Here is a 20837-nt window from a genome sequence, read left to right as displayed (position 1 = left end):
GTTCGTAATTTATTTGGTCACAGCATATGTTTTTTGTTCTCTAAGCGGTTTTTTTGAGAAAGATCAATAGTGCTAATGGATCACTTAGAGCGTAGATAATCAGTCTTTTTTAAAAGGTAATAATAAAAAATCAATTGAAAACTAGTAGCTAGTTTATATAAATCATTAATTAATTAAATAACACACACAAATGAAGAAATTGAAATTAAATTTCATTAATCTTGGGGACGCCGAAGTCCTATCAAAAGATCAACTTAAGAAAGTCTTAGGTGGCGGTTATGGTGCAAATAGTGGAACTTATAATGGGGTTCCACCAACAGACCCTGACAGGGGGCCGGTTACTAATCCTGGTAATCCGGTCACGGACCCTGTTACAAGCCGTTACGGTAATTTCTAGGCTTAAATTTTAAGCTTTAGGATTTCAGGAAAGCTGCCTCCTTTGATGGAGGCAGTTTTTTATTGATCATGATCTCTCAAAATAACAATGAAACCAATTTCGATTATAATTCCGACGCATAACAACGAAAATACGATTGTTGATACCATAGCATCTGTTCAAAAGCAGACCTCCCGATCCTGGAATTGTATCCTAGTAGATGACCATTCGAGTGATCGGACGATAGCGAATATAAAATCCAGGATTGTCAATGATGAACGGTTTCAATTGGTTGAAAACTCCGTCAATCGAGGCGCCAATTTTTGTAGAAATATAGGCTTGAAATTGTGCAAAGATGATCTTCTCCTATTTTTGGATGGCGATGATATCTTGTATCCTGATTGTATTGAAACTCGAAGTTCTTTCCTGAAGGGGAGGACGGATCTGGATATGCTCGTTTCTCAAACAACGTATTTTAAGCATGATATCAATAACGTAATTGAAGTATTCCGGAACTCCGAATCGGACAATAATAAGGAAAAATTAATCGTATCATTTTTAAAGCATCAGATCATATGGACCACTACCGCCGTGACCTGGAATAAAAATTTTTTAGTAAGAATACAGGGCTGGAACGAGGATTATCCACGTCTTCAGGATGTTGAACTGAATATCCGCGCCCTTATGGAAAGTCCTGTGATCGCGTTTACCGGAAGGGCGGATTCTTATCTGAGAAAAAGTGAATTCACTCAGGCAAAGAGGGTTGCTGCATTTTGGGGATTCACGAATCTGATTTCTTCGTTTTATGGAAAATTAATGGCCAGTACTGATGACGAAAAAACGCTAAATGACTATGGTGAAGCTTTTCAGCATCTTATACAGACGATCGTCAAGTACTACTTCCTGGATGAGAATAATTATAATGAAGAAATGAAAGCCTATTTTTTAAACACGGTCCACATGATCTTGGATGAGAGCTCCTATGAACAAATCTTTGAGGCACTTTCCCTTCTTAGTGCTGATTGATTTTGATTGCCATTTGAACTGGACCTTTACGATTTGAAATAAGTTTTTTACAGCATCAGTTTATTTATATTATTTGTAGACTAGAATGAAAATTCGACTTACAACATTTGCCCGTCCCGATGACGACTTGTTAACCCGATTTACTAACCGTTATCTTTCAGGAGTAAAAACATGGAAAGACATTGAGTTTGTCTCTGATGAATCATATGATCGCTTGGTTATCCTAACGTATCCCCATAAAGATACCCTAGAAAAAGGCTATGAAAAAAGTAGAGCGCTGACATTTATGACAGAACCTACGGTTTCTTATTATGCGAAGAGTCATCCGACGGAAGTGAAGATGAAAATACATCTTCATCTACCTTTTTTTCCTAAAAATTTTTCAGTGTATCGAGAGATTGGTGAAAAAGTTGATATTGATGTTATCGAACAGAAGAAGGATAAGCTTCTTTCTGTAGTTGTGAGTGAATTATCAGGGCTGCCAGGCCATAGGACCAGATTGGAGTTTGTTCATGTGATGGATCAGCTTATCGCTGATGGTTTAGATATCTATGGAAGACCATTTAATGGCAATTTTTTTTCATTGTTAGCTAATTATCGAGGGTTCCTGCCAGATAAATACGATGGACTATGGCAATATCTTTATCATCTGGCCTGCGAGAATAGTTTTGAAAACGGTTATTTTACAGAGAAATTAATCGACCCGATTGTGACCGAAACACTATGCTTTTACGACGGTTGTCCAAATATAGAGGAATTCGTTGATCCCCGGGCTTACGTGAAAATTAACATTCACAACATTGAAGAAGCATTAGGTACGATAGTAAAAACGATAAATGATCAGGAGTGGAAAACAAGATATCCTTTTATTGCTCGACAGAAGACAAGATTTTTAACGGACTTACATCCTTTAAATCTAATTTGGTTGGCCGTTCACGACAAGGATGTTGACAACATCTATAAATGCTTTTAATCTAATGAAAGGTTTTTATCCTTTTAAATCTTCATAGGTGTCATTCTGAATCTTATGTATATTTTGTTTCTGTTATCAATTAACCAACCATAATCACTAACTGAGCGTGCTAAAGAAATTTCCACATTATAAGCAGATGGATATGATGGATTGCGGGGCAACCTGTCTCCGTATGATTTTTAAATATTATGGACAGCTGGTTTCTATCCACAAGATTCGAAAACTGTGTCAGACCACCAAAAATGGCGTCAATCTGTTGGGTATTTCCGAAGCTGCGGAAAAGTTAGGATTCCGTACCTATGGCGTTCGGTTAAGCCTTGAACAGCTGAAAGAAGTACAACTTCCTTGTATATTGCACTGGAATCAAAACCATTTTGTAGTTCTGTATCGAATGAAGAAAGGCCGATATTCCATTGCAGATCCGGCAACCGGACTTGTTACTTTCCAGGAAAAGGAATTTTCAAAAAACTGGTATTCAACAAGGGAGCTACATTCAGGGTTATCGCTTCTTTTGAGTCCCGGCCCCGATTTCTATCAGTTAGATGATGATGAAGCTTCGGTTGCTTTGAAGTGGGGCAAGATGTTTACTTATTTCTACCAGTACAAAAAGCTTTTCCTGCAGCTGTTCCTTGGCATGATCTTAGGCACGATTTTGCAGCTGGTCACCCCATTTCTTACCCAATCAGTAGTAGACATAGGAATCAATACAAAAAATATCAGTTTTATAAATTTAATACTGATTGCCCAACTTATGCTTTTTATCGGCAGTGTGTCAGTGTCTTTTATTCGCTCATGGATTATGTTGCATATCAGTACACGAGTAAATATTTCAATTTTGACAGATTTACTGATCAAGATCATGAAGCTCCCAATGTCATTCTTTGATTTAAAAACACATGGAGACCTGATGCAACGGATGTCAGATCAGCAGCGGATAGAATCTTTTCTCACAGGAAATACCTTAAATACCTTGTTTTCTTTAGTCAATATGCTGATTTTCGGAACCTTACTGATTATTTACAATAAGACAATTTTCTTGGTTTTTTTCATTGCAACAACATTGTACACGCTTTGGATCTTGTTTTTTATGAAATATAGAAAAGAACTTGACCATAGGAGGTTTAAGATAGGCTCAGAAAATCAAACCTATATGGTGGAAATGATCCAGAGTATCAAGGATATTAAGCTTAATAACGCTCAAAAGCAGAAACGCTGGGGCTGGGAGGCGCTACAGGCTAAGCTCTTCCAGTTCAAGGTAAAAAGTCTTGCATTGGCGCAATACCAGTCACTGGGGTCAATGGCAATCAACCAGACAAAAGGAATATTCATTACCTATATTAGCGCTAAAGCGGTTATCGATGGTGAAATTACCTTAGGGGGAATGATGGCGATCCAGTACATTGTCGGGATGGTCAACAGTCCCGTAGAGTCTTTATTAAGCTTTTTGCAATCTTATCAGGATGCTAAAATTAGTATGGAACGCCTGAATGAGATCTACGAAACCCCAGAGGAGGAAGATATCCAAAAGGATTACCTATCCAAATTGCCAACGCAAAAAGACATTGAAATTCGAAATCTGACATTCCGGTATTATGGCGCCGGAAATGAGCCTTTATTTCAGAAGCTCAATCTGACTTTCCCATCTGGAAAGACGACAGCCATAGTCGGAACCAGCGGTAGTGGGAAAACGACGATATTAAAGTTGTTATTGAGATTTTATGATTATGAAGAGGGAGAGATTCTTGTTGGAGGTAAGCGCCTGGAACAGATCGATTTTTCCCTATGGCGGGACAGTTGTGGCGCTGTGTTACAGGATAACTATATATATGCCGATACGATCCAACGTAATATAGCCATAAATGATGAATTCCCTGATGAGCAGCGACTGCAGAATGCCATCACCGTTGCCAATCTGGATGAATTTATCGCTGAACAGCCCTTTGGAATAGCCACAAAGATTGGGACCGGAGGGAAAGGGGTTAGCCAGGGGCAACGGCAACGTCTTATGATTGCAAGGGCTGTCTATAAGGAACCCGATTTTATCTTGTTGGACGAAGCTACCAATTCGCTTGATGCCAATAATGAAAAAGTAATTATTGAAAATCTGGATCGTTTTTTCCGAAATCGTACTGTCGTGGTGGTTGCTCATCGGCTGAGTACGGTAAAAAATGCAGATAACATTGTAGTGATTGAAAAAGGAGAAGTTGTGGAACATGGTACACACTCGGCCCTAACCCAACTAAAAGGAAGATATTTTGAGCTCGTTAAAAATCAGTTAGAACTGGGGAATTAAAGATGAAAAAATCACATTGGCTAGAGGAGGACCTTCATTCAGAAGACTTACAGGAGATTATCACCAAACCTCCATCTTGGTTATTGAAAAGAGGAATCTCCCTGATACTTGGAACTATTTTATTGATTTTGGGACTATCTGTGTTTATACGTTTTCCGGAAATTGTGACAAGTTCGATGAAATTCAATAGTGTCAATGCACCAAAGACTATCGTGAGCCGAAATAACGGCAACCTTGTAAAATTATTGGTAATGGATGGCGATTGGGTTGAACAGGGGACAGATGTGGCCTACTTGGAAAGTACGGCAGATCATGGCCAGGTGGCCATGTTACTGGAAAGATTGCTGAATTTGAGAAAGGTTGAAAACGAACGTTATAATTTAGAAAGCCTCATAGATCCTAATAAGTTAAATTTAGGGGAATTACAGAGCGGGTATCATAATTTTTATCTAGCTTATCTAAATTATATTGCTGCGAGTGAGAATGGCATCTACCAAAAACGTAAAGGAGCCTTGGAAGAGGAAAGGGCTAATTTGACCCGACAGCAGGAAAAAGCCTCCCAATCATTTAGACTCCAACAGCAACAATTAAAACTTGCAGAGGAAGAGTTCGAAAAGTACCGGTTTCTTGCTCAAAAGAAAATCATCAGCCCTTCTGAATTACGGGAGAAAGAGGCTTTATTGCTTGCGAAGAGACAGACCATTCCTCAAATGGAAAATACCTTGATCAGTTATGAAGGAAATATGCTTTCTAAAAATAGGGAGCTGTCTGATCTTGGTAATCAGATTGATGAAGAACGTAAAAAGTTTAAACAGGCTTTAAACAGCTTTATAAGTGAAGCTGAAACCTGGAAAAGGCAGTATATATTAACAAGCCCGGTCAGTGGTAAACTCATTTATGGATCCTTTTTGCAGGAAAATCAACAGGTTAAGATTGATCAGCCTCTTTTTTACGTCAATCCAAAAAATGAGCAATACTATGGGGAGCTGTTGCTCCCTCAGGTTATATCGGCAAAAGTTAAAAAAGGACAGGATGTAATGATAAAAGTTCGGAGTTATCCTTACCAGGAGTATGGATATTTAAATGGAAAAATAGGCTATGTTTCAGATATTCCGATTCAGGACAGTGTATTTTTTGCTAAAGTGACCCTAATTCGATCTGTCAGAGATTCATCGATTATCTTGAAGCCAGGCATCTATGGTGATGCGGAAATCATTACAGAGGATAAATCCATTTTTAAAAGAATATGGGATAACCTAACCAAGAGTCTGAAGTTTTAGCCTAGATAACAAAATACCGGACTTTCCTATGCAGATGTAAGGAAATTAAAATGGACAGACATTGCTGAGCGGGTGGATGGAAAGCTCCGGTTTTTCACAGGCAGGGAAAAGACCGAGACTTCATCAAATATTCCTTTGCTTCCAAAGGCGCTTGAAATCATTGAAGGGCAAATGGTAGAATCTTAAAATTGCTTTATACCCTTGTTAAGTGAGAGCCATGTTGAAAAAGGCAGCCTATCTTTTAAGATTGGCTGCCTTTGGTTTTATGTGAAAAAGCTGCTCAAGGACTGTAAAATGAGGCAACCGTTACTTCGCTTCGATCTTATACACATAGATCGGTATCTCATCCTTTTGTCCTGGGGGTAAAACAAGATTTAAATTATCTTTACCCTGGGTCCATTTGACCTTTGATGTGTTGCCAAGCAGGCTGATCGAGCTGATCGCAAGTTTGTTTTTGGCAAGCTCCGGAATGTCAATCGCTTTTGATGCAGGACTCCGCACAAAGAGGTAGACCGTATTCCCTTTCTGGGTAAAACGATAGTCTGATACAATTTCTTTCGGGGTTGCATCGTTGACGGCATCTTTCATGCTGGCTTTATCTTTGTCGGATTCTTTTTTTGCTGCTTGCGCTGCTGCGATTTCCTTATGCCCATTCCAGACGCTACTGCCGTGTAGGGCTTCGCCATTGACCTTCATCCAGGCGCCTATAGCCCGTAGATTTTGCTGACTTTCAGCCGGCCAGCTACCGTCGCCTTTCGGCCCGACATTGAGCAGGAGATTACCGCCTTTGCTGACCACTTCAATCAGGTTGCGGACCAGCAGCTCGGGGCTTTTCCAGTTGTGGTCGTGCCGGTTGTAGCCCCAGTTTTCACTCATCGTAATACAGGCTTCCCAGTTCTTGCGTGCTGCAGAGACCAGCGTTTGCTCAACGACGGCATAATCGCCGAGGCCGTTGCCGATGCGGCTGTTGATCATACATTGAGGTTGAATGGAGTGGATCAGATCGCGGATCTCCTGGCTCTGTTTTTTGGTAATCAGCTCGGGCGTGTCAAACCAGATAATACCGATGGGACCGTACTGTGTCAGCAGTTCACGAAGCTGCGGTTTGACCTTATTTTCGACATACTTGTTCAGGTCTTTGGCATCTTCATCGGGATAGTCCCAGGTATTGCTACGTCCAGCTTTTGTCGGCCAGTTGGTTGGTACATCGGGGTTTTCCCAATCGCGGCCCAGGGAATAATAGAAGCAGAGCTTTAACCCGTACTTCTTGCAGGCTGCCGCGAGCGCCAGCATCGGATCCCTGGCCCAAGGTGTTCTCTTGACGATATTATAATCACTGACAGCCGAATTGTACATCGAAAAGCCATCGTGATGCTTGGCGGTGATCACAATATACTTCATCCCCGCATCATGGGCCATCTGCACCCAACGATCGGCATCAAAGGCCGTCGGATTAAACTGATCGGCGATCTTTGCATAGGTTTTAACGGGGATCCGCTCATAGAGCATAAAATGTTCGCCGCCCTTGGTGGGATGCCCGTTCCAGTCGCCTGCGGTCTGGGAGTACAGACCCCAGTGCAGAAACAGCCCGAATTTGCCATCGGTAAACCAGGGGGCCGGCTGGCCGAACAGGTTCAATCCTGCCACAGCAAATAGCAGAAGCAGGATTGTTCTTATGTTATTAAATATTAAATTATTCATTGTCCCTCTCTGGCCTTCCTAACGGTTTTGTACCTTCATGGATGAAACTTTATCGTTGAAAGTTGAGAGATAGGAAGACGACGAGGTCACGACGAGACTGTCGCCGGTAAAATTATTCCCGTTGTATAATGTGACTTTCACATTTGCTCCTACTTTAATGGAAGATATGCTATTGTCGGTCACGCCTTTTGCCAATAAATCCGATGTGGTATACTGTCCTTTACCAAAGCTTCCCTTCACACCGGCATAGGATGCATTGGAATAGGTATATACCGAATCTTGATTGGTCGTCATAAGCCCGTTGACATAGTTGAAGTCGTAAACATTGGAGGTTGTGTATCCATTTTGCAATAATAATTTTACTTTGAGTTCGTAAGGTGTATTGCCTTTGTAGTAGAGTTCATTGAGGTCTATGGTTCCTTGGATATTACCGGAGGAAAGCGGCGTAAATTTCCATGTGACTGCATTGTAATCTTTGTTAGCTCCGGTACCTTCGTTGTTCACATTGGGATCCATATAGACCAATATCTCGCTCACAGGTAAATTAGATGTATAATTTCCTGTAATAAAAATCTTTTGCTGACTGTTGTCAATTGCAAATTGAGGTTGTATGGAATAACTGGGCGCCTGGTAAGGACTGGCTGTCGCTACTGCTGGTTGAAAAACTTCATTTCTGTTGAGGATAGCTGCATCGGAGCCGGTTAGGAAAGTAGGTTGTCCCTTGCTAAAGCTTACATTGCCGCTTCCCATCAGTGATGTGCCCAATGTAGGTTCTTCACTCACATATTTAGCACGGTTGTGGGGCAGGTTTAATCCATGGCCTAATTCATGTAGCATACCGCCGAGGTAGTTTGAACTTGGATTTGGAATTCCATTAACGGACATAGAGGAATTATCCACAGCAAAGCAGAATTTTCCATAGCCATAGAATGGCTGGCTGCCATCGCCGTCTGTTCTTGCCGGCAAAAGTACTAAATAGTGATTGTTGGATGAAAATTGGCCCGGATGGCTGGTTTTGTATGCATTGATCTCATTGATAATTTTACCGGCTGATATAGCTGAGCTGTACGGGTAGTCCGCTTGAGCTCCTGCCGCCGGAATTTCAATAATGTTGACCAAGCCTGTAGAATCTTTTGCCAGTCCCAGATAACTGTTGTAGCCATAGCGTCCCATTTCATTATGTAGCCAGTCCTGAAAATGGACAAACAGCTGCGATAGCCGTGTTTTGTAGCCGGGTAGGGCCGGATTGTCTGTGGGTACAAACATAATGATATTGAGGTTTACTGGATTCGTGACAAATTTAAGATTGGATAAGGACGTGTCTATATCGCCATTCGAGGACGCCTTTGACCGTCGGATTTCTGTGGTATTTTGCTCTGACAATGGCTTTGAACAAGCGAAAAAAAGTGATAGGACTGTGACGGACAACGCAATTCCTTGAATGATTTGCATCCATTTTTTTGTTTGTTTTCTCATAATTTTTTAAATAAATAATCTATAACTGTTAATGGGTATTGATTGGTTAGGGCCAACCAAAAGACAGATCTATAGTAGAGAATATATTTTGATTTATAGTAGTTTTCGTTTAAGTCAAACGTTTGCGTAACTTGCGAAAACGTTTCAATTGATGTACTTATTCAGAGGACTTGCGTGCCAGGATAGAAGCTTGTAATTCAATGTTTTGATAGTGTGTTGCAATATTATTATCCGAATTGTCCAAAATTTTATTGAGAATAGCGAAGGCCTGAGATCCGATTTCACGCGAAGGCTGTACAATGCTTGACAATGACGGTTGAAAAATATTTGTGTATTGAAAATTAGCGAAACCAATCAGGGCCAAGCGATCTGGTACGGCTATTCCGATTTCCTGTAAAGCCTCTAACGTTAAATAGGTGAGTTGATCTGACGCAGTAAAAATTGCTTCGGGTGGGGCACTTGAATTAACGAGACGTATAAGGTGATTTTTTAATTGGTCCAGCACATCTATTCTTTTTCTATTGGTTTCTATCGATAGGAGATAATTCGAATTAAAACCTATGTCAAAATCCCGTAGACATTGAATATAACCGCGCCGGCGCTCCGTTGATGTTCCCGGCGAGAGATTGGAAATAAACAGAATTTTCCTTTTGCCTCGATTGATCAACTGAGAAATACCTTGGTAAACCACTTTAAAATTATCTATTCCGATTTTATAAGTATTTAAAGCATAATTAGTCCGGTCAATAAGGACAATAGGAGTACCCTCATCTTTTAACCGCTGGAGATATCTTAACGAAAGATGATTTCCTGTAGCTGCAATGACGACAGCATCCGCGCCCTTTTTTGATAACATTTCTAAATGTTTCAATTCAAGCTTGGGGTCGTCCGCACTCTGCATAATGATCAGGTTATATGTCGTTTCGGACATCTCTCTTTCAATGCCTTCGAGAATCTGCGAGAAAAACGGATTGCCGATCGAAGGGACAATCATACCGATAATATTTGTTCGCCCCTTACGCAATAGTTTAGCATATTGATTGGATTGATAGCCATGCTCATCTGCAAATTTTTGGATTTCAACTTTAGTTACCGGGCTGATTTCGTGACTGTTTGAAAGCGCTTTGGATACGGTGCCTATGGAGTACCCCAAGGCTTTGGCAATATCTTTTATCGTTATTTTTTTCATGTTTTGGAATTGCTTTTTTGATAAGTCCGAATTGAAAAACTTTAGGCGACGATTCCTAATCGCTTTGATACCTCATATTTACTATTGGCTGTCTATCGCAGTTTGTTGGCTGGGATATTTCCGGGTCAATAAAAGAAGACTATCAGGCCATCCGGCCTGATAGTCAAACTAAACGCGCTAAATTAAAGCGATGGTCACCTCTACCATTTTTTTGACCGACTGTCGGCTATTAGTTCGTTACGTTGACGATATACCAGACATTTAATTCGCCGGACTGTATGGTAACGGTATCTCTGCCAACGCTGAGGCCGGTAATCAGCCCTGTCGTACTATAGCTGGCAATTTCTGGATGTTTGTTGCTGTACGTGGCCGTGGTTACAGTACGGTTTCCAGGATTGACTGCCAGATTGAGCTGCAGCGGTGTTCCGATTTTAACGGGAATCTGCATAAATCCTCCCGAAAGTATAGCTTCCCTTACGGTTAAATTGTCTTTGATGGGACCGAGGTCTTTTTTGCAGGAATGTAAACCCAGGCTTCCACACAGACAGGCTATTAACAGGTATATATTTGATCTAATTTTCATCTGTATAAATTATTTATAAGTGTTAATCTCATCGGTATAAATGAGCTCGTTTCACTCGGTTTGTTTTTCAATTGTGATGAAGCTATCAGATTTATTCTTTCCCCAGTGCGATTATTCATTCATGATTTGTTTTTTAGTTGTATTCATGAACTCGTTTCACTCGGTTTGAATAAATCATGATGGTTTCATAATGTTATTTCTTTTTATCCTCATTATTTTGCGCCCAACCATCCCGGATTCTGAACCAGCTGATTGCCCTCCAGGGTCAGATCGTATAAAGGTAAGGGCCAATAATAGCGGTAATCTGCCCATAGCGCAGTACCATTGCTGATGTTCGCACTTCTTGGATAGACGATGATAAATCCGTTGTTATCCAAAAAGATATCTTTATTGACTTCTTCTTTTAAGGCAATAATCGGTTTGGCGGTATGGGTACCATCGTATAGTTTTCCTTTTTCGGCTGTAAATTTCATTCCACGTAAGGGAACGGTCATCAGATTGCCGGCTTTCCAGCGCATCAGGTCTTCGTAACGACGGTCTTCCAAGACCATTTCTACACGACGTTCACGCCTGATTTCACGGATGATGGGGCTAACGGCATAATCAAGTTTGGTGGCGTAGATCTCATCAAGCCTAGGGTCTGCCGGCGGGTTGCCAAGCTCTAGTTTGCTACCGGGATATTTTGCAAAGTCAAATCCTGCGCGCTGGCGCAACAGGTTGATTGTCCGGTCCAGATCATTCTGGGTCAGCGTACCTAAGATTGCTTTTGCTTCGGCCAACATCAGCAGCACTTCGCCATAGCGAAATTCGATAGCCGTTTGCTGGCCGTTTGTTGTCGCTTCATTTTCGGTCCGGTCGCCCATCCAGTGTTTAATGGGAAGGTAGCCCGTTACTGTAGTGCCACCGCCTACATTATAGGATAGTCGGGGATAGGTGATCCCATTTTTTTCGAGGCTGGTGGTCCCATCCGTTCTGTTAAACAGGGAGCGGTTTTCACCAGGATAATTAATGGTTTGCTTCAAGCGCGGATCGCGGTTTTCAAATTCGGACCATAGCCCGTCATATCCTTTGAATAGGGGGTTGGCGGTATAGTTGCCGGCCGATCCCGAAGAATAAATCGGTTTGCCGTCGATACATAGATACTCGTCTACGAGACCTCGTGTGGCCCCGCCTGCTGGCCGTGCACCCGAAAGACTGTTGTTCTGGTCCCAATAACGTTGGGTCGCATGGCCTACTACAGTACCATCGTATACCCGAGCCAAGATAGCCTCTTTGTTGCCATCCGAAGTGGGGTCTTTCTTGAAGGTAAACATTTTCCAATAGGGGCTGTCACCTGTGGCATAGAGCTGATAACGTCCGCTGGCGATGATTTTTTCGCAGGCATCCACAGATGCTTCCAAGAAAGATTTTGCTGTACTTTGTAAGGACAATTCGTTATGATACGTGCGGAAGGAGCCTTCGAACAGACCTATTCTTGCTTTTAAAAATAACGCCATATCCTGGTTAATACGCCCATCCGGACGACCGTTAATGCCTTCTAATCCAGCTATGGCCATATCAATAGTCTTCATCAGGGAGTCGGCAACCACCGTGCGCTTGTCCCGGGGTTTGTACAATTCCTTGCTGTCGATATTGAGGTCACTTGAAAACCAGGGTACATCCCCAAACAGCATAAGTTTGCGGTAATAATCCATGGATTTAAAGAAATAGGCTTCCCCAAGATATTTGTTCAGCCGGGTAATGTCGTTATTGACCGCTGGCAATGCGTTGCGGTAGTTTTGGATAAAATAATTGACCGAACGCAGATTTTCCCATGTCCAATCGACCGAGGCGCCTGCATTTGGTGGAATAAAGGTGTTGTCCATTATATTGCTGATATTGCCATAGCGGACCATATTGTCGGTCATAAAATCGCTAGCCAGTAAATGGCTGCCACCGACAACATTTGGGTTTACCTTGGCATCTGCCCAGGCTGTACCATGCCCTAGGATATATCGACCATATAGGTTATTCAGGTATAAAGTTAATTCCGTTTCAGTAAATAATGAGTTGTCCTTCGACAGATCAGTTTCGGGACTTAGTTGTAAAAATTTATCGTTACAGGATTGCGTCAACAACAGGGATGATGCGGCAGCCATGACGATGAATCTGAATATGTTCTTTTTCATAATAGTTTAGTTAGAAGACAATTTGAGCACCAAATGCAATAGACCGCTTTTGTGGATAATCGGCAGATATCTGGTCGACGTCAAAAATTGTAGGTATTTTTGTGACTTCAAAGATATTGTAACCGGCAAGTGTGAAGCGTAATCGCTCGACGCCAAATCGTTTGGTCAGCTGATTGGGCAAGGTATAGCCTAATACGGCCTGCTTAAGTCTGAGGTAGGCACCGTTGATCAGGTACCGGTCCTGCACGTTTACCGAAGAGCCATACATGGGAAACTCAGCATCCGTACGCTCAGGTGTCCAGGACCGTTCGTACATCCATTTTGACCCGGCGCCACCACCCCAGTAAGATGATAAGCCGGCCCAAACATCACGCTTGAGTACACCCTGGAACAAGAAATCAAGATCAAAATTTTTGTACTGGACATTTCCGGTGATACCAAACCGATAACGTGGCGTGGAATTTCCGATGACGACACGGTCACCCGGATTGGCCAGGGTATTCAGTCCAGCATCTATTTTACCGTCCGGAATCCCTTCAGGGCCGCCAAGATCTTGATACCAGATATAACCCGGAAAAACGTTGCCCTGATTAGCTCCATTGTAGATCCAGTTGCCATTTGATTCGTTTCGTCCGGCAAAATCACTTTCCTGTAGTATGCCGCCGGTACGGTATCCCCATATTTCACCGATCGTTTTACCGTCATACATCACCTCCCTGCCCGAAGAATTGGTAATCATCATGCTGGTATTTGCAGCATAATGCTGTACTTTGGTCAGATAGTCAGAGAGGTTAAGGCCTACACGATAGCGGAGGTCACTGTTAATTGTCTGCTTCCAAAGGAAAGAAAGCTCGAAGCCTTTTGTTTCGAGTATCCCTGAATTTTCCAAAGGTGCTGCCGTCCCCAATGTCGTTGGAAATGAGGCGCTGCCATCGGTCAGGATATCAGTGGTCTTTCTGTTGTAGTATTCAAAAGTTACGTCAAGTCGGTTTTTGAGAAATGTACCATCCAAACCGATATTCCAGGTTCTGGCTTTCTCGAAGGTCAGGTAAGGTGATACCAGTCCTGGCGGGTTGATATAGACGATCTGTTGCCCATTGATCAGGTAAGGAGCCTTTCCCGTACCCATTGTTGCCTGATACGGATAGATGGATGAGGGCTGATTGCCCAGTTTTCCCCAGCTTCCGCGCAGTTTAAGTTCGTTGAGCCAGCTTTTTGTACCTTCCATAAAATTCTCCTGCGAGATCCGCCAGCCGGCCGAGAAGGAAGGGAATGTTACAAATCGGTCTTTTTCAGTAAACTTCGCACTGCCGTCATAGCGCAGATTGCTCTCAAAAAAATACTTTTCGGCGAAGTTGTAGTTCACACGCCCGAATATGGCACGTCCCGCTAGTGTATATGCATTTCGGGATACTGTATGTAAAGATGGATCCTCGGCAGCATCAGGGTTCTGTATATCTGGAGAGATCAATTTTCGGAATGTATTGGTGATCTGATTAAATTTAGTCTGATCCTGATTGTAACCAACTACAGTGGAAAAATTATGTTTCCCGGCCCAGGTCTTCTTATAATCAGCATAGATATTAATGAGGTATTTATTGGTATTGTTGTTGTCAAAATAGGCCCGGTTCTCTGCGGCTTCGGCCTGTTGAGAGGTATATTGCCAGGAGTCCACGACTTGGTTGAACTTGGGACTGTACCGGCTCAGGCTGTAAGACTGCGGCTGATAGCTGAGATCTGCCTTTAATTTCAATGCATTTGGAATTAAGGTAAATTCGGGCGAGATCAATAACGATACCCTTCTGTCCGTGGACTGATTGTTGGCCCCATAGCTCAGCCAGGCCAGGATATTATCGGTATAGGTATTGGGCAAAGGATCATTCGGCCCGGTCTGGATGGGCATATTGATGTTTTTGTTTGTCTCGCCCATCATAGCAGACCATATACTTCCTTTACCACCAACGATATAGGGGCTATTGAAGTTTGTCTGGTCAAAACCGATCTTTCCAAAAACACTGAACCAGCTGTTCACCTTGGCATTGATATTCATCAGGGCATTGTAGCGTTTCAATTTGTCGGTGTTGATTTTGTACATACCCGATTGATTCTGTAAACCTCCGGAAATATAGTAGTTAATGGATTCGGCACCACCGCTGAGGTTGAGGGTATGTTTTTGCATCGGTGTCCATTTTTTGACCGCTTCCTCAAAGGGGTTGACATTGGCTACCCAAATGATGCTGTTTCCCTCCTGATACCATGCATTTTCAGGCGTAGGATTATCCATATACTTTTGGATCATCTCCAGTTTTTTTTCATCTGCAGTGCCGGGCTTGCCATTTGTCCATAGGGTTCTGTCCATGCCTGATTTTTGGATCTCATAGGCATTGAGGATATCGGGGAGCCCGGATGGAGTATCAAAGTTGGAATCGAAGTTGTAAGCAATCTTGCCTTTCTGATTGAACTCTCCCCGTTTGGTGCGGACCAAGATGACCCCATAGGCAGCTTTGGTACCATAGATCGCTGCGGCAGATGCATCTTTGACAAAAGACATATCCATGATATCATTTGGATTGAGCTGATTCAAGGCACCTGTGGTGCTCTCAATCCCATCGATGATAATCAAAGGATCGCCGTTGACGGATTCAAAAACATTCGTATTCGTATTATAATTCATGGAGGTACCTCCTCTCAGGTTAAATCCTGGTGTACTGTTTGGCGAACCGTTTCCAAAGGTAATGTTCAGGTTGGGGACAAGGCCCTGTAAAGCCTGACCGATATTGGCGACCGGCCGATTTTCGAAAGCCTCCTTACCGACATGTGAAATGGCCCCTGTTAAATTGACTTTCTTTTGTGTACCGAAGCCGACAACCACAACTTCCTCCAGTGCGCTGTCGTTTTCTTCTAACGATATGGCTAAATCGCTTGCAGCCGTACTGTTGAATTTTATGGTCTGAGGTTTGAAGGATAGATGGGAGATCGTAAGGGTACCTTCGGCGGATGAAGATTTAAGTGAAAAGTTTCCCTTGCTATCCGAAGATGTTCTGGTCGTAGTTCCATTTAAACTTATCGTTGCATTTTCAATAGGTGCTCCGTCTTTTTTGGCAGTCAATCTGCCTTTAATGCTGTATTGTTGTTGCGGTTGTACCTGAACGGTATTTTTTGGTGCGCTGGGCAGCACAACAATATGTTTCTTGTGGATCTCAAACGCAACTGGTAGTTCGTCCGATAGTTCCTTAAGGACAGCTTCCAGCTTTTGATTGTTGGCATTGAGGCTCACCATCTTTAGGCCATTAAAGAGGCTTTCGTCATAAAAGAAATGATAGCCTGTTTGTTTTTTGATTTCTAGAAAGATAGTTTTCAGGTCGCCTTTGTTGACATGCATGGTGACCTGCTGGGCTTCTGATTTACCATATACACCATAGGTAAATAGTAATCCTAGAAACAAGGTGGCTTTGACCTTTTTTGAAATGAGGGGTGTAAAGCTGGGTTCGGTCATTCGACTCCCGAACAAGTAATCTTTACATTTGATAAAGTAATTCATATATTCAGTAATAGGGTTGGTTTTTTGGTTTTAATTCAGGTACTCAGGTACCGTTGGTTAGCATCGACTGACGCGGTACCGCTAAGTTTGGTTAAGTAAATCTTTATAGCATAGATAGGTCCTCCTTTATTAATTACTTGTCTTGTTAATTCTTATTCTTTACGGTGACGGTTTTTTGGTCAATAACAAATTCAACTCCGGCACCACGTTTTATTAATTCCAGGGCTTCGGCCAGGCTGACGCTTCGGCTGATGCTTCCGCCAAAGGTTTTCTTGGTGATCTGACCCTGGTAAATGACTTTAATATCATACCATCGTGCCAGTTGCTCCATAATATCCTGTATCTTGTCGTGCTCGAAATAGAAGTAGCCTTGCTGCCAGGCGATTTCCTTTTCAAGATTTGCCTGCGAGACGCGCATGTCGCTGCCATCGAATTCAACTTTTTGTCCGGGTATAATTTGTTTTGTCGTCTTGTTTTTATTGGTCAGCCGGATACTGCCATTGATCAAAGTGACGTTGGATGATGCACTATTGTATGCTCTTAGATTGAAAGCTGTCCCCAAGACTTGAATATCTCCATGGACAGTACGGACAATAAATGGTCGATTTTTTTCGTGCGCCACCTCAAAATAAGCTTCCCCACGCAGTTCTACCTGTCGGATCGATTTGCCGAAGGCCAAAGGGTAGCTTAGCTCGGAAGCCGAATTGACCCAGACTTTGGTGCCATCGGGCAGCACCATCCGGTAGAATCCCGATGCCGGAACTGTCAAGGTATTTTTTAAGGTAGCAAGTTCTGCCAGCTCGCTGTTTGGTTTGTAGTGCAGTTGTCCATCGCTAATCTGGAGCTGTTCACCATGCTGTTCCTTTAAGGTCGCTTGCTCCTGGGAGAGTTCTACCGTCTTACCATTAGAAAGTGTCAGTGTGGCTTTCTGCCCTCCGGGTAAAACATCATTTTTATAATGATACACCTGATCGGTAACAATCTGCTTATCCTGATGTGTCGTATTCAGGAGCAGCGCGGCGCCAATAATAAGGAGTAGGCTGGCGGCTATACCCACATAGATTTTTAGGTTTCGTAGGCTGCGATTGCCGATTGATTGAACTGCTGGTTTGGCGGACGGATAGCTTAAGATTTTAGTTCTTGCCTGATTGAGGTCAAGGCTATTCCAAAACTGGGCATCGCTGGATTTGACGCCCTGGCTGGTATATTTGTCCCATTGATCGCGCAAGTTAGGATCATCTTCAAAAATCTTTTGAAGGGACTGTATGTCGGTTTGACTTAGTGTCCCACTAAAGTGCTTTACTAAGTAATCTACTAGTATAAATTGGTGATCCTTCATGTTCTTCAATCGGTTGTTTGATTAAAAGAGCCACAAGGGATGTAAAAGGATGGAAGGAAAAACAGAAAAAAGTGTAAAATATTATTAATCAGGTAGTAAAAATAACAGGAGTGCTAGCATCCGGCTATCTAGACGCGTGCGTAGAAGTTGTATTGCTCTTTTTTTCTGACTTTTGACGGTATTAATGGAAATGGTCAGATTGTTAGCAATTTCATCGTTGGAGAGCTTTTCAAAAATGGCCATGTGCAGCACCTGCTTACAGCCCTGCGGCAATTGGTTGATCGCTTCCATCAGCTGGCTGATAACTTCGGCCTGCATCATGGCATCCATGATCGTCTGTTCTTCGATCATGTCCTTATCGAGTTGATCAAAGTACTTGCTTTTTACTTTTTCACTTCGGATCTGTTTGAGGCAGTTGTTTCGGACGGCAATAAATAGGTAGCCCTTGCGTGCATCTTCATCTTCGGGCAAGGTATTCCGCCCCTCACAGAGTCCTGCGAAAAAGCTCTGGACAATATCTTCAGCCAACGCTTCGTCATGCAGTATATTGTTTGCAAACAGACAGAGCTGTTTGTAATACCGTTGAAAAAGCGATTCAATGTCATAAGGTAGAGATGTCTGCAAATTTTCCAAGTGATTTAAGATGTATTAAGCAATTGACATAATAGGAGCTCTTGGAGCATGGCATAAATATAGGAAAATATGCTAAACTTTTGAATCGGGATAATCTGAACTACATTGAAGTGACAAAGCTATTGGCTGGTCCTTGTCTTGATTCGAACGCACTTTCGGCCTGAAAGATAATCTTGCCTCCCTGGGCAGATAAAAATAGGCGAATATTTTCTGGTCTGTAGACTTAGAGGGTTCCCCATAAATCATACCCCGAGAATTTGTATTTTGTCAATTTTAATGTAAGTTTGATTTCAGGTTCTGACTAACGAATGTATTGCTACACAGATTTATCGGATAAAGAATTGATAGCACTTGTTTTAAAAAAAGATGAACAAGCGTTTGGCCTCCTATATGAACGATATTTCCCACTTTTATTTATCTATGCGAGTAAAATTATCTCCGATGAAGAGGTGGTCAAGGATATTCTTCAGGATGTATTTGTTTCCCTTTGGTCGAAAACGCTGCTAGAAATAAATACGAGTTTTTCTTCTTACATCTATGCCGCCGTGCGTTTCCAGTTATTCGACTACATCGACAAGCAAAAAGTTAGACAGGGCTATGCTGATTCGCTACAGCATTTTTTAGATCAGGGGGTATATTCGACCGACAACTACCTCCTCGAAAAAGAACTGCAACAACAGATCGAAAAAGAAATCATGAATCTGCCGCCCAAGATGCGTGAGATATTCATCCTGAGCCGTCAGGAAGAAAAAAGCTATGAAGAAATTGCAAGACAGAGCAATGTTTCCCTAAACACGGTACGTAAACAGGTCAGTAACGCCTTGAAAATCATGCGTTCTAAATTTACATCGCTTTTTTTTACTTTTTTTTAAATTTCATCTACTACTTTTTTCATCTTTAACCTACATATAACAAAGAAATGTATTAAACCTTTGTTATCATGGAGATCAAAAACGCAAAAGAAATTCTTGAACGTTACCGCCAGGGCACCTGTTCCGAAGAGGAGAAATCTTGGGTAGAAACCTGGCATCTTCAACAGCTCAAAGAAAGCCGATATACAGCAGATCCGGTGGATATAATGCGTATTCAGGAAGAAGTAAAAACCAAAATAGACTCCGATATCCACTATAATATCAAGCGGATAAGAAGGAAGAATCAGATCCTTAAAATAAGTGCAGTGGCAGCGTCCTTAGTCTTATTATTGGGGGGCAGCTACTTCTCCATGAGACAATCGGATAAGACAGCTATAGATCAGGGCGCTTTGCAGCAGGCTGATATCCAGCCGGGGGGCAACAAAGCTGTTTTACTGAGCAGTGACGGAAGTGCCATCCAGTTAAGTGAGGATAGTAATACCATCCTCGTAGGCGAAAATATCAGTTATGCTGATGGTCCGGACTTACGGCAGAATTTCGGTACCACTTCAATATCCGAAGCCCCCATATTTCATACACTCCAAACCCCCAGGACTGGAGCATACAATATCGTACTTGCAGACGGAACCAAGGTATGGCTCAATGCCTATTCCTCCTTAAAATTTCCATCCAGATTTGACAGCAAGGAACGCGTGGTAGAATTACTTGGTGAAGCTTACTTTGAAGTGGCTCCCAATAAAAAACAGCCTTTTAAAGTACGCAGTCAGGAGCAAACGATAGAAGTACTGGGTACACATTTCAACATATCGGCTTACGAATCCGAATCCACAGTAACTACACTATTAGAAGGCGCTGTCAAAGTAAATAGGATTGCCAATGGCAATTCGGTCTTACTAAAACCCGGTCAACAAAGTACAATTAACGACGATACAAAGCAGATAGAGCTAGCCCATATCAATACCGAGCATGCTCTAGCCTGGAAGAACGGCTACTTTAATTTCGATAACGAAACCTTGGCCAGCATCCTTAGTAAGATAGAGCGCTGGTACGATGTCGAATTCACGTATGAAAAGACGCCCTCTCAGAAGACCTATATCGGTGCCGTATCCCGATCCCGCAACCTATCTGCTGTACTACGTGCACTGGAGGCTGCGGCCGATGTTAAATTCAAACGTACGGGACGAAAGATTGTAGTCACATCCTAACCAGATAAAGTAAATACTAACCTTAATAAAGTAGAAATCATGAAACAGCCGCCCTAGTAAAAACTAAAATTGGGTCGTAAAAAAACCGAATGTGCAGCGAACACATCCGGTACATTTTTGGGCCCCAATTATTAATTCCAACAAACTAACAATAGCATCTAACCCAAATTACTCAAATGTAT

The 20837-nt window shown here is 42.3% G+C and carries 15 protein-coding genes; 7 read left to right on the top strand and 8 right to left on the bottom strand.

Going from position 1 to position 20837, the window contains the following annotated elements; all coding sequences use genetic code 11:
• Window positions 1-199 precede the first annotated feature (199 nt).
• The 5 genes from M2408_RS25360 (at window position 200) to M2408_RS25340 (ending at window position 5948) form a co-directional block, all read left to right on the top strand.
• Window positions 200-397 (top strand): hypothetical protein, encoded by a 198-nt coding sequence (locus M2408_RS25360; protein ID WP_259187362.1) that lies wholly within the window; start codon window positions 200-202, stop codon window positions 395-397.
• Window positions 398-484: 87 nt separating this feature from the next.
• Window positions 485-1402, top strand: coding sequence for a glycosyltransferase family 2 protein (locus tag M2408_RS25355; RefSeq protein WP_259187361.1), 918 nt, complete (start codon window positions 485-487; stop codon window positions 1400-1402).
• An 85-nt stretch (window positions 1403-1487) separates the two neighbouring features.
• Window positions 1488-2375, top strand: coding sequence for a glycosyltransferase family 10 domain-containing protein (locus M2408_RS25350; RefSeq protein ID WP_259187360.1), 888 nt, complete (start codon window positions 1488-1490; stop codon window positions 2373-2375).
• A 106-nt stretch (window positions 2376-2481) separates the two neighbouring features.
• Window positions 2482-4668 (top strand): peptidase domain-containing ABC transporter, encoded by a 2187-nt coding sequence (locus M2408_RS25345; protein ID WP_259187359.1) that lies wholly within the window; start codon window positions 2482-2484, stop codon window positions 4666-4668.
• A gap of 2 nt (window positions 4669-4670) precedes the next feature.
• A complete protein-coding gene (locus tag M2408_RS25340; RefSeq protein ID WP_259187358.1) occupies window positions 4671-5948 on the top strand; it encodes an HlyD family secretion protein in 1278 nt (425 codons plus the stop codon).
• A 306-nt stretch (window positions 5949-6254) separates the two neighbouring features.
• On the opposite strand, the gene M2408_RS25335 is transcribed toward M2408_RS25340, so the two are convergent.
• The 8 genes from M2408_RS25335 to M2408_RS25300 form a co-directional block, all read right to left on the bottom strand.
• The gene (locus M2408_RS25335; RefSeq protein WP_259187357.1) at window positions 6255-7649 is read right to left on the bottom strand and encodes an alpha-L-fucosidase; all 1395 of its coding nucleotides are present in this window, start codon (window positions 7647-7649) and stop codon (window positions 6255-6257) included.
• 18 nt (window positions 7650-7667) lie between these two features.
• Complete coding sequence (locus tag M2408_RS25330; protein ID WP_259187356.1) at window positions 7668-9125, bottom strand: hypothetical protein; 1458 nt, start codon at window positions 9123-9125, stop codon at window positions 7668-7670.
• A 157-nt stretch (window positions 9126-9282) separates the two neighbouring features.
• The gene (locus M2408_RS25325; protein ID WP_259187355.1) at window positions 9283-10314 is read right to left on the bottom strand and encodes a LacI family DNA-binding transcriptional regulator; all 1032 of its coding nucleotides are present in this window, start codon (window positions 10312-10314) and stop codon (window positions 9283-9285) included.
• 229 nt (window positions 10315-10543) lie between these two features.
• Window positions 10544-10897 (bottom strand): Ig-like domain-containing protein, encoded by a 354-nt coding sequence (locus M2408_RS25320; RefSeq protein ID WP_259187354.1) that lies wholly within the window; start codon window positions 10895-10897, stop codon window positions 10544-10546.
• Window positions 10898-11109: 212 nt separating this feature from the next.
• Window positions 11110-13065: a RagB/SusD family nutrient uptake outer membrane protein gene (locus tag M2408_RS25315; protein WP_259187353.1), complete on the bottom strand. Its 1956-nt coding sequence runs from the start codon at window positions 13063-13065 to the stop codon at window positions 11110-11112.
• Window positions 13066-13075: 10 nt separating this feature from the next.
• Entirely contained in the window at window positions 13076-16606 is a 3531-nt protein-coding gene (locus M2408_RS25310) for a SusC/RagA family TonB-linked outer membrane protein (RefSeq protein WP_259187352.1), read from the bottom strand.
• 145 nt (window positions 16607-16751) lie between these two features.
• A complete protein-coding gene (locus M2408_RS25305) occupies window positions 16752-17945 on the bottom strand; it encodes a FecR family protein (protein WP_259187351.1) in 1194 nt (397 codons plus the stop codon).
• 84 nt (window positions 17946-18029) lie between these two features.
• Window positions 18030-18578, bottom strand: coding sequence for an RNA polymerase sigma-70 factor (locus M2408_RS25300; protein ID WP_259187350.1), 549 nt, complete (start codon window positions 18576-18578; stop codon window positions 18030-18032).
• A gap of 308 nt (window positions 18579-18886) precedes the next feature.
• Between M2408_RS25300 and M2408_RS25295 the strand changes: the two genes are divergently transcribed.
• Complete coding sequence (locus M2408_RS25295; protein ID WP_259187349.1) at window positions 18887-19450, top strand: RNA polymerase sigma factor; 564 nt, start codon at window positions 18887-18889, stop codon at window positions 19448-19450.
• 68 nt (window positions 19451-19518) lie between these two features.
• Window positions 19519-20655, top strand: coding sequence for a FecR family protein (locus M2408_RS25290; RefSeq protein ID WP_259187348.1), 1137 nt, complete (start codon window positions 19519-19521; stop codon window positions 20653-20655).
• The last annotated feature ends 182 nt before the right edge of the window (window positions 20656-20837 follow it).

Source organism: Sphingobacterium sp. BIGb0165 (assembly GCF_024810095.1).
Taxonomy (GTDB): Bacteria; Bacteroidota; Bacteroidia; order Sphingobacteriales; family Sphingobacteriaceae; genus Sphingobacterium; species Sphingobacterium detergens.
Note: the sequence above shows the minus strand (reverse complement) of the source record. Positions and strands in the feature narration are given on the sequence as shown.

What these genes read in the sequence shown, in the direction of transcription:
- M2408_RS25355 (WP_259187361.1), top strand. Translation starts at nt 485, where the DNA reads ATGAAACCAATTTCGATTATAATTCCGACGCATAACAACGAAAATACG.
- M2408_RS25350 (WP_259187360.1), top strand. Translation starts at nt 1,488, where the DNA reads ATGAAAATTCGACTTACAACATTTGCCCGTCCCGATGACGACTTGTTA.
- M2408_RS25340 (WP_259187358.1), top strand. Translation starts at nt 4,671, where the DNA reads ATGAAAAAATCACATTGGCTAGAGGAGGACCTTCATTCAGAAGACTTA.
- M2408_RS25335 (WP_259187357.1), bottom strand. Translation starts at nt 7,649, where the DNA reads ATGAATAATTTAATATTTAATAACATAAGAACAATCCTGCTTCTGCTA.
- M2408_RS25330 (WP_259187356.1), bottom strand. Translation starts at nt 9,125, where the DNA reads ATGAGAAAACAAACAAAAAAATGGATGCAAATCATTCAAGGAATTGCG.
- M2408_RS25325 (WP_259187355.1), bottom strand. Translation starts at nt 10,314, where the DNA reads ATGAAAAAAATAACGATAAAAGATATTGCCAAAGCCTTGGGGTACTCC.
- M2408_RS25320 (WP_259187354.1), bottom strand. Translation starts at nt 10,897, where the DNA reads ATGAAAATTAGATCAAATATATACCTGTTAATAGCCTGTCTGTGTGGA.
- M2408_RS25315 (WP_259187353.1), bottom strand. Translation starts at nt 13,065, where the DNA reads ATGAAAAAGAACATATTCAGATTCATCGTCATGGCTGCCGCATCATCC.
- M2408_RS25310 (WP_259187352.1), bottom strand. Translation starts at nt 16,606, where the DNA reads ATGAATTACTTTATCAAATGTAAAGATTACTTGTTCGGGAGTCGAATG.
- M2408_RS25305 (WP_259187351.1), bottom strand. Translation starts at nt 17,945, where the DNA reads ATGAAGGATCACCAATTTATACTAGTAGATTACTTAGTAAAGCACTTT.
- M2408_RS25295 (WP_259187349.1), top strand. Translation starts at nt 18,887, where the DNA reads ATGTATTGCTACACAGATTTATCGGATAAAGAATTGATAGCACTTGTT.
- M2408_RS25290 (WP_259187348.1), top strand. Translation starts at nt 19,519, where the DNA reads ATGGAGATCAAAAACGCAAAAGAAATTCTTGAACGTTACCGCCAGGGC.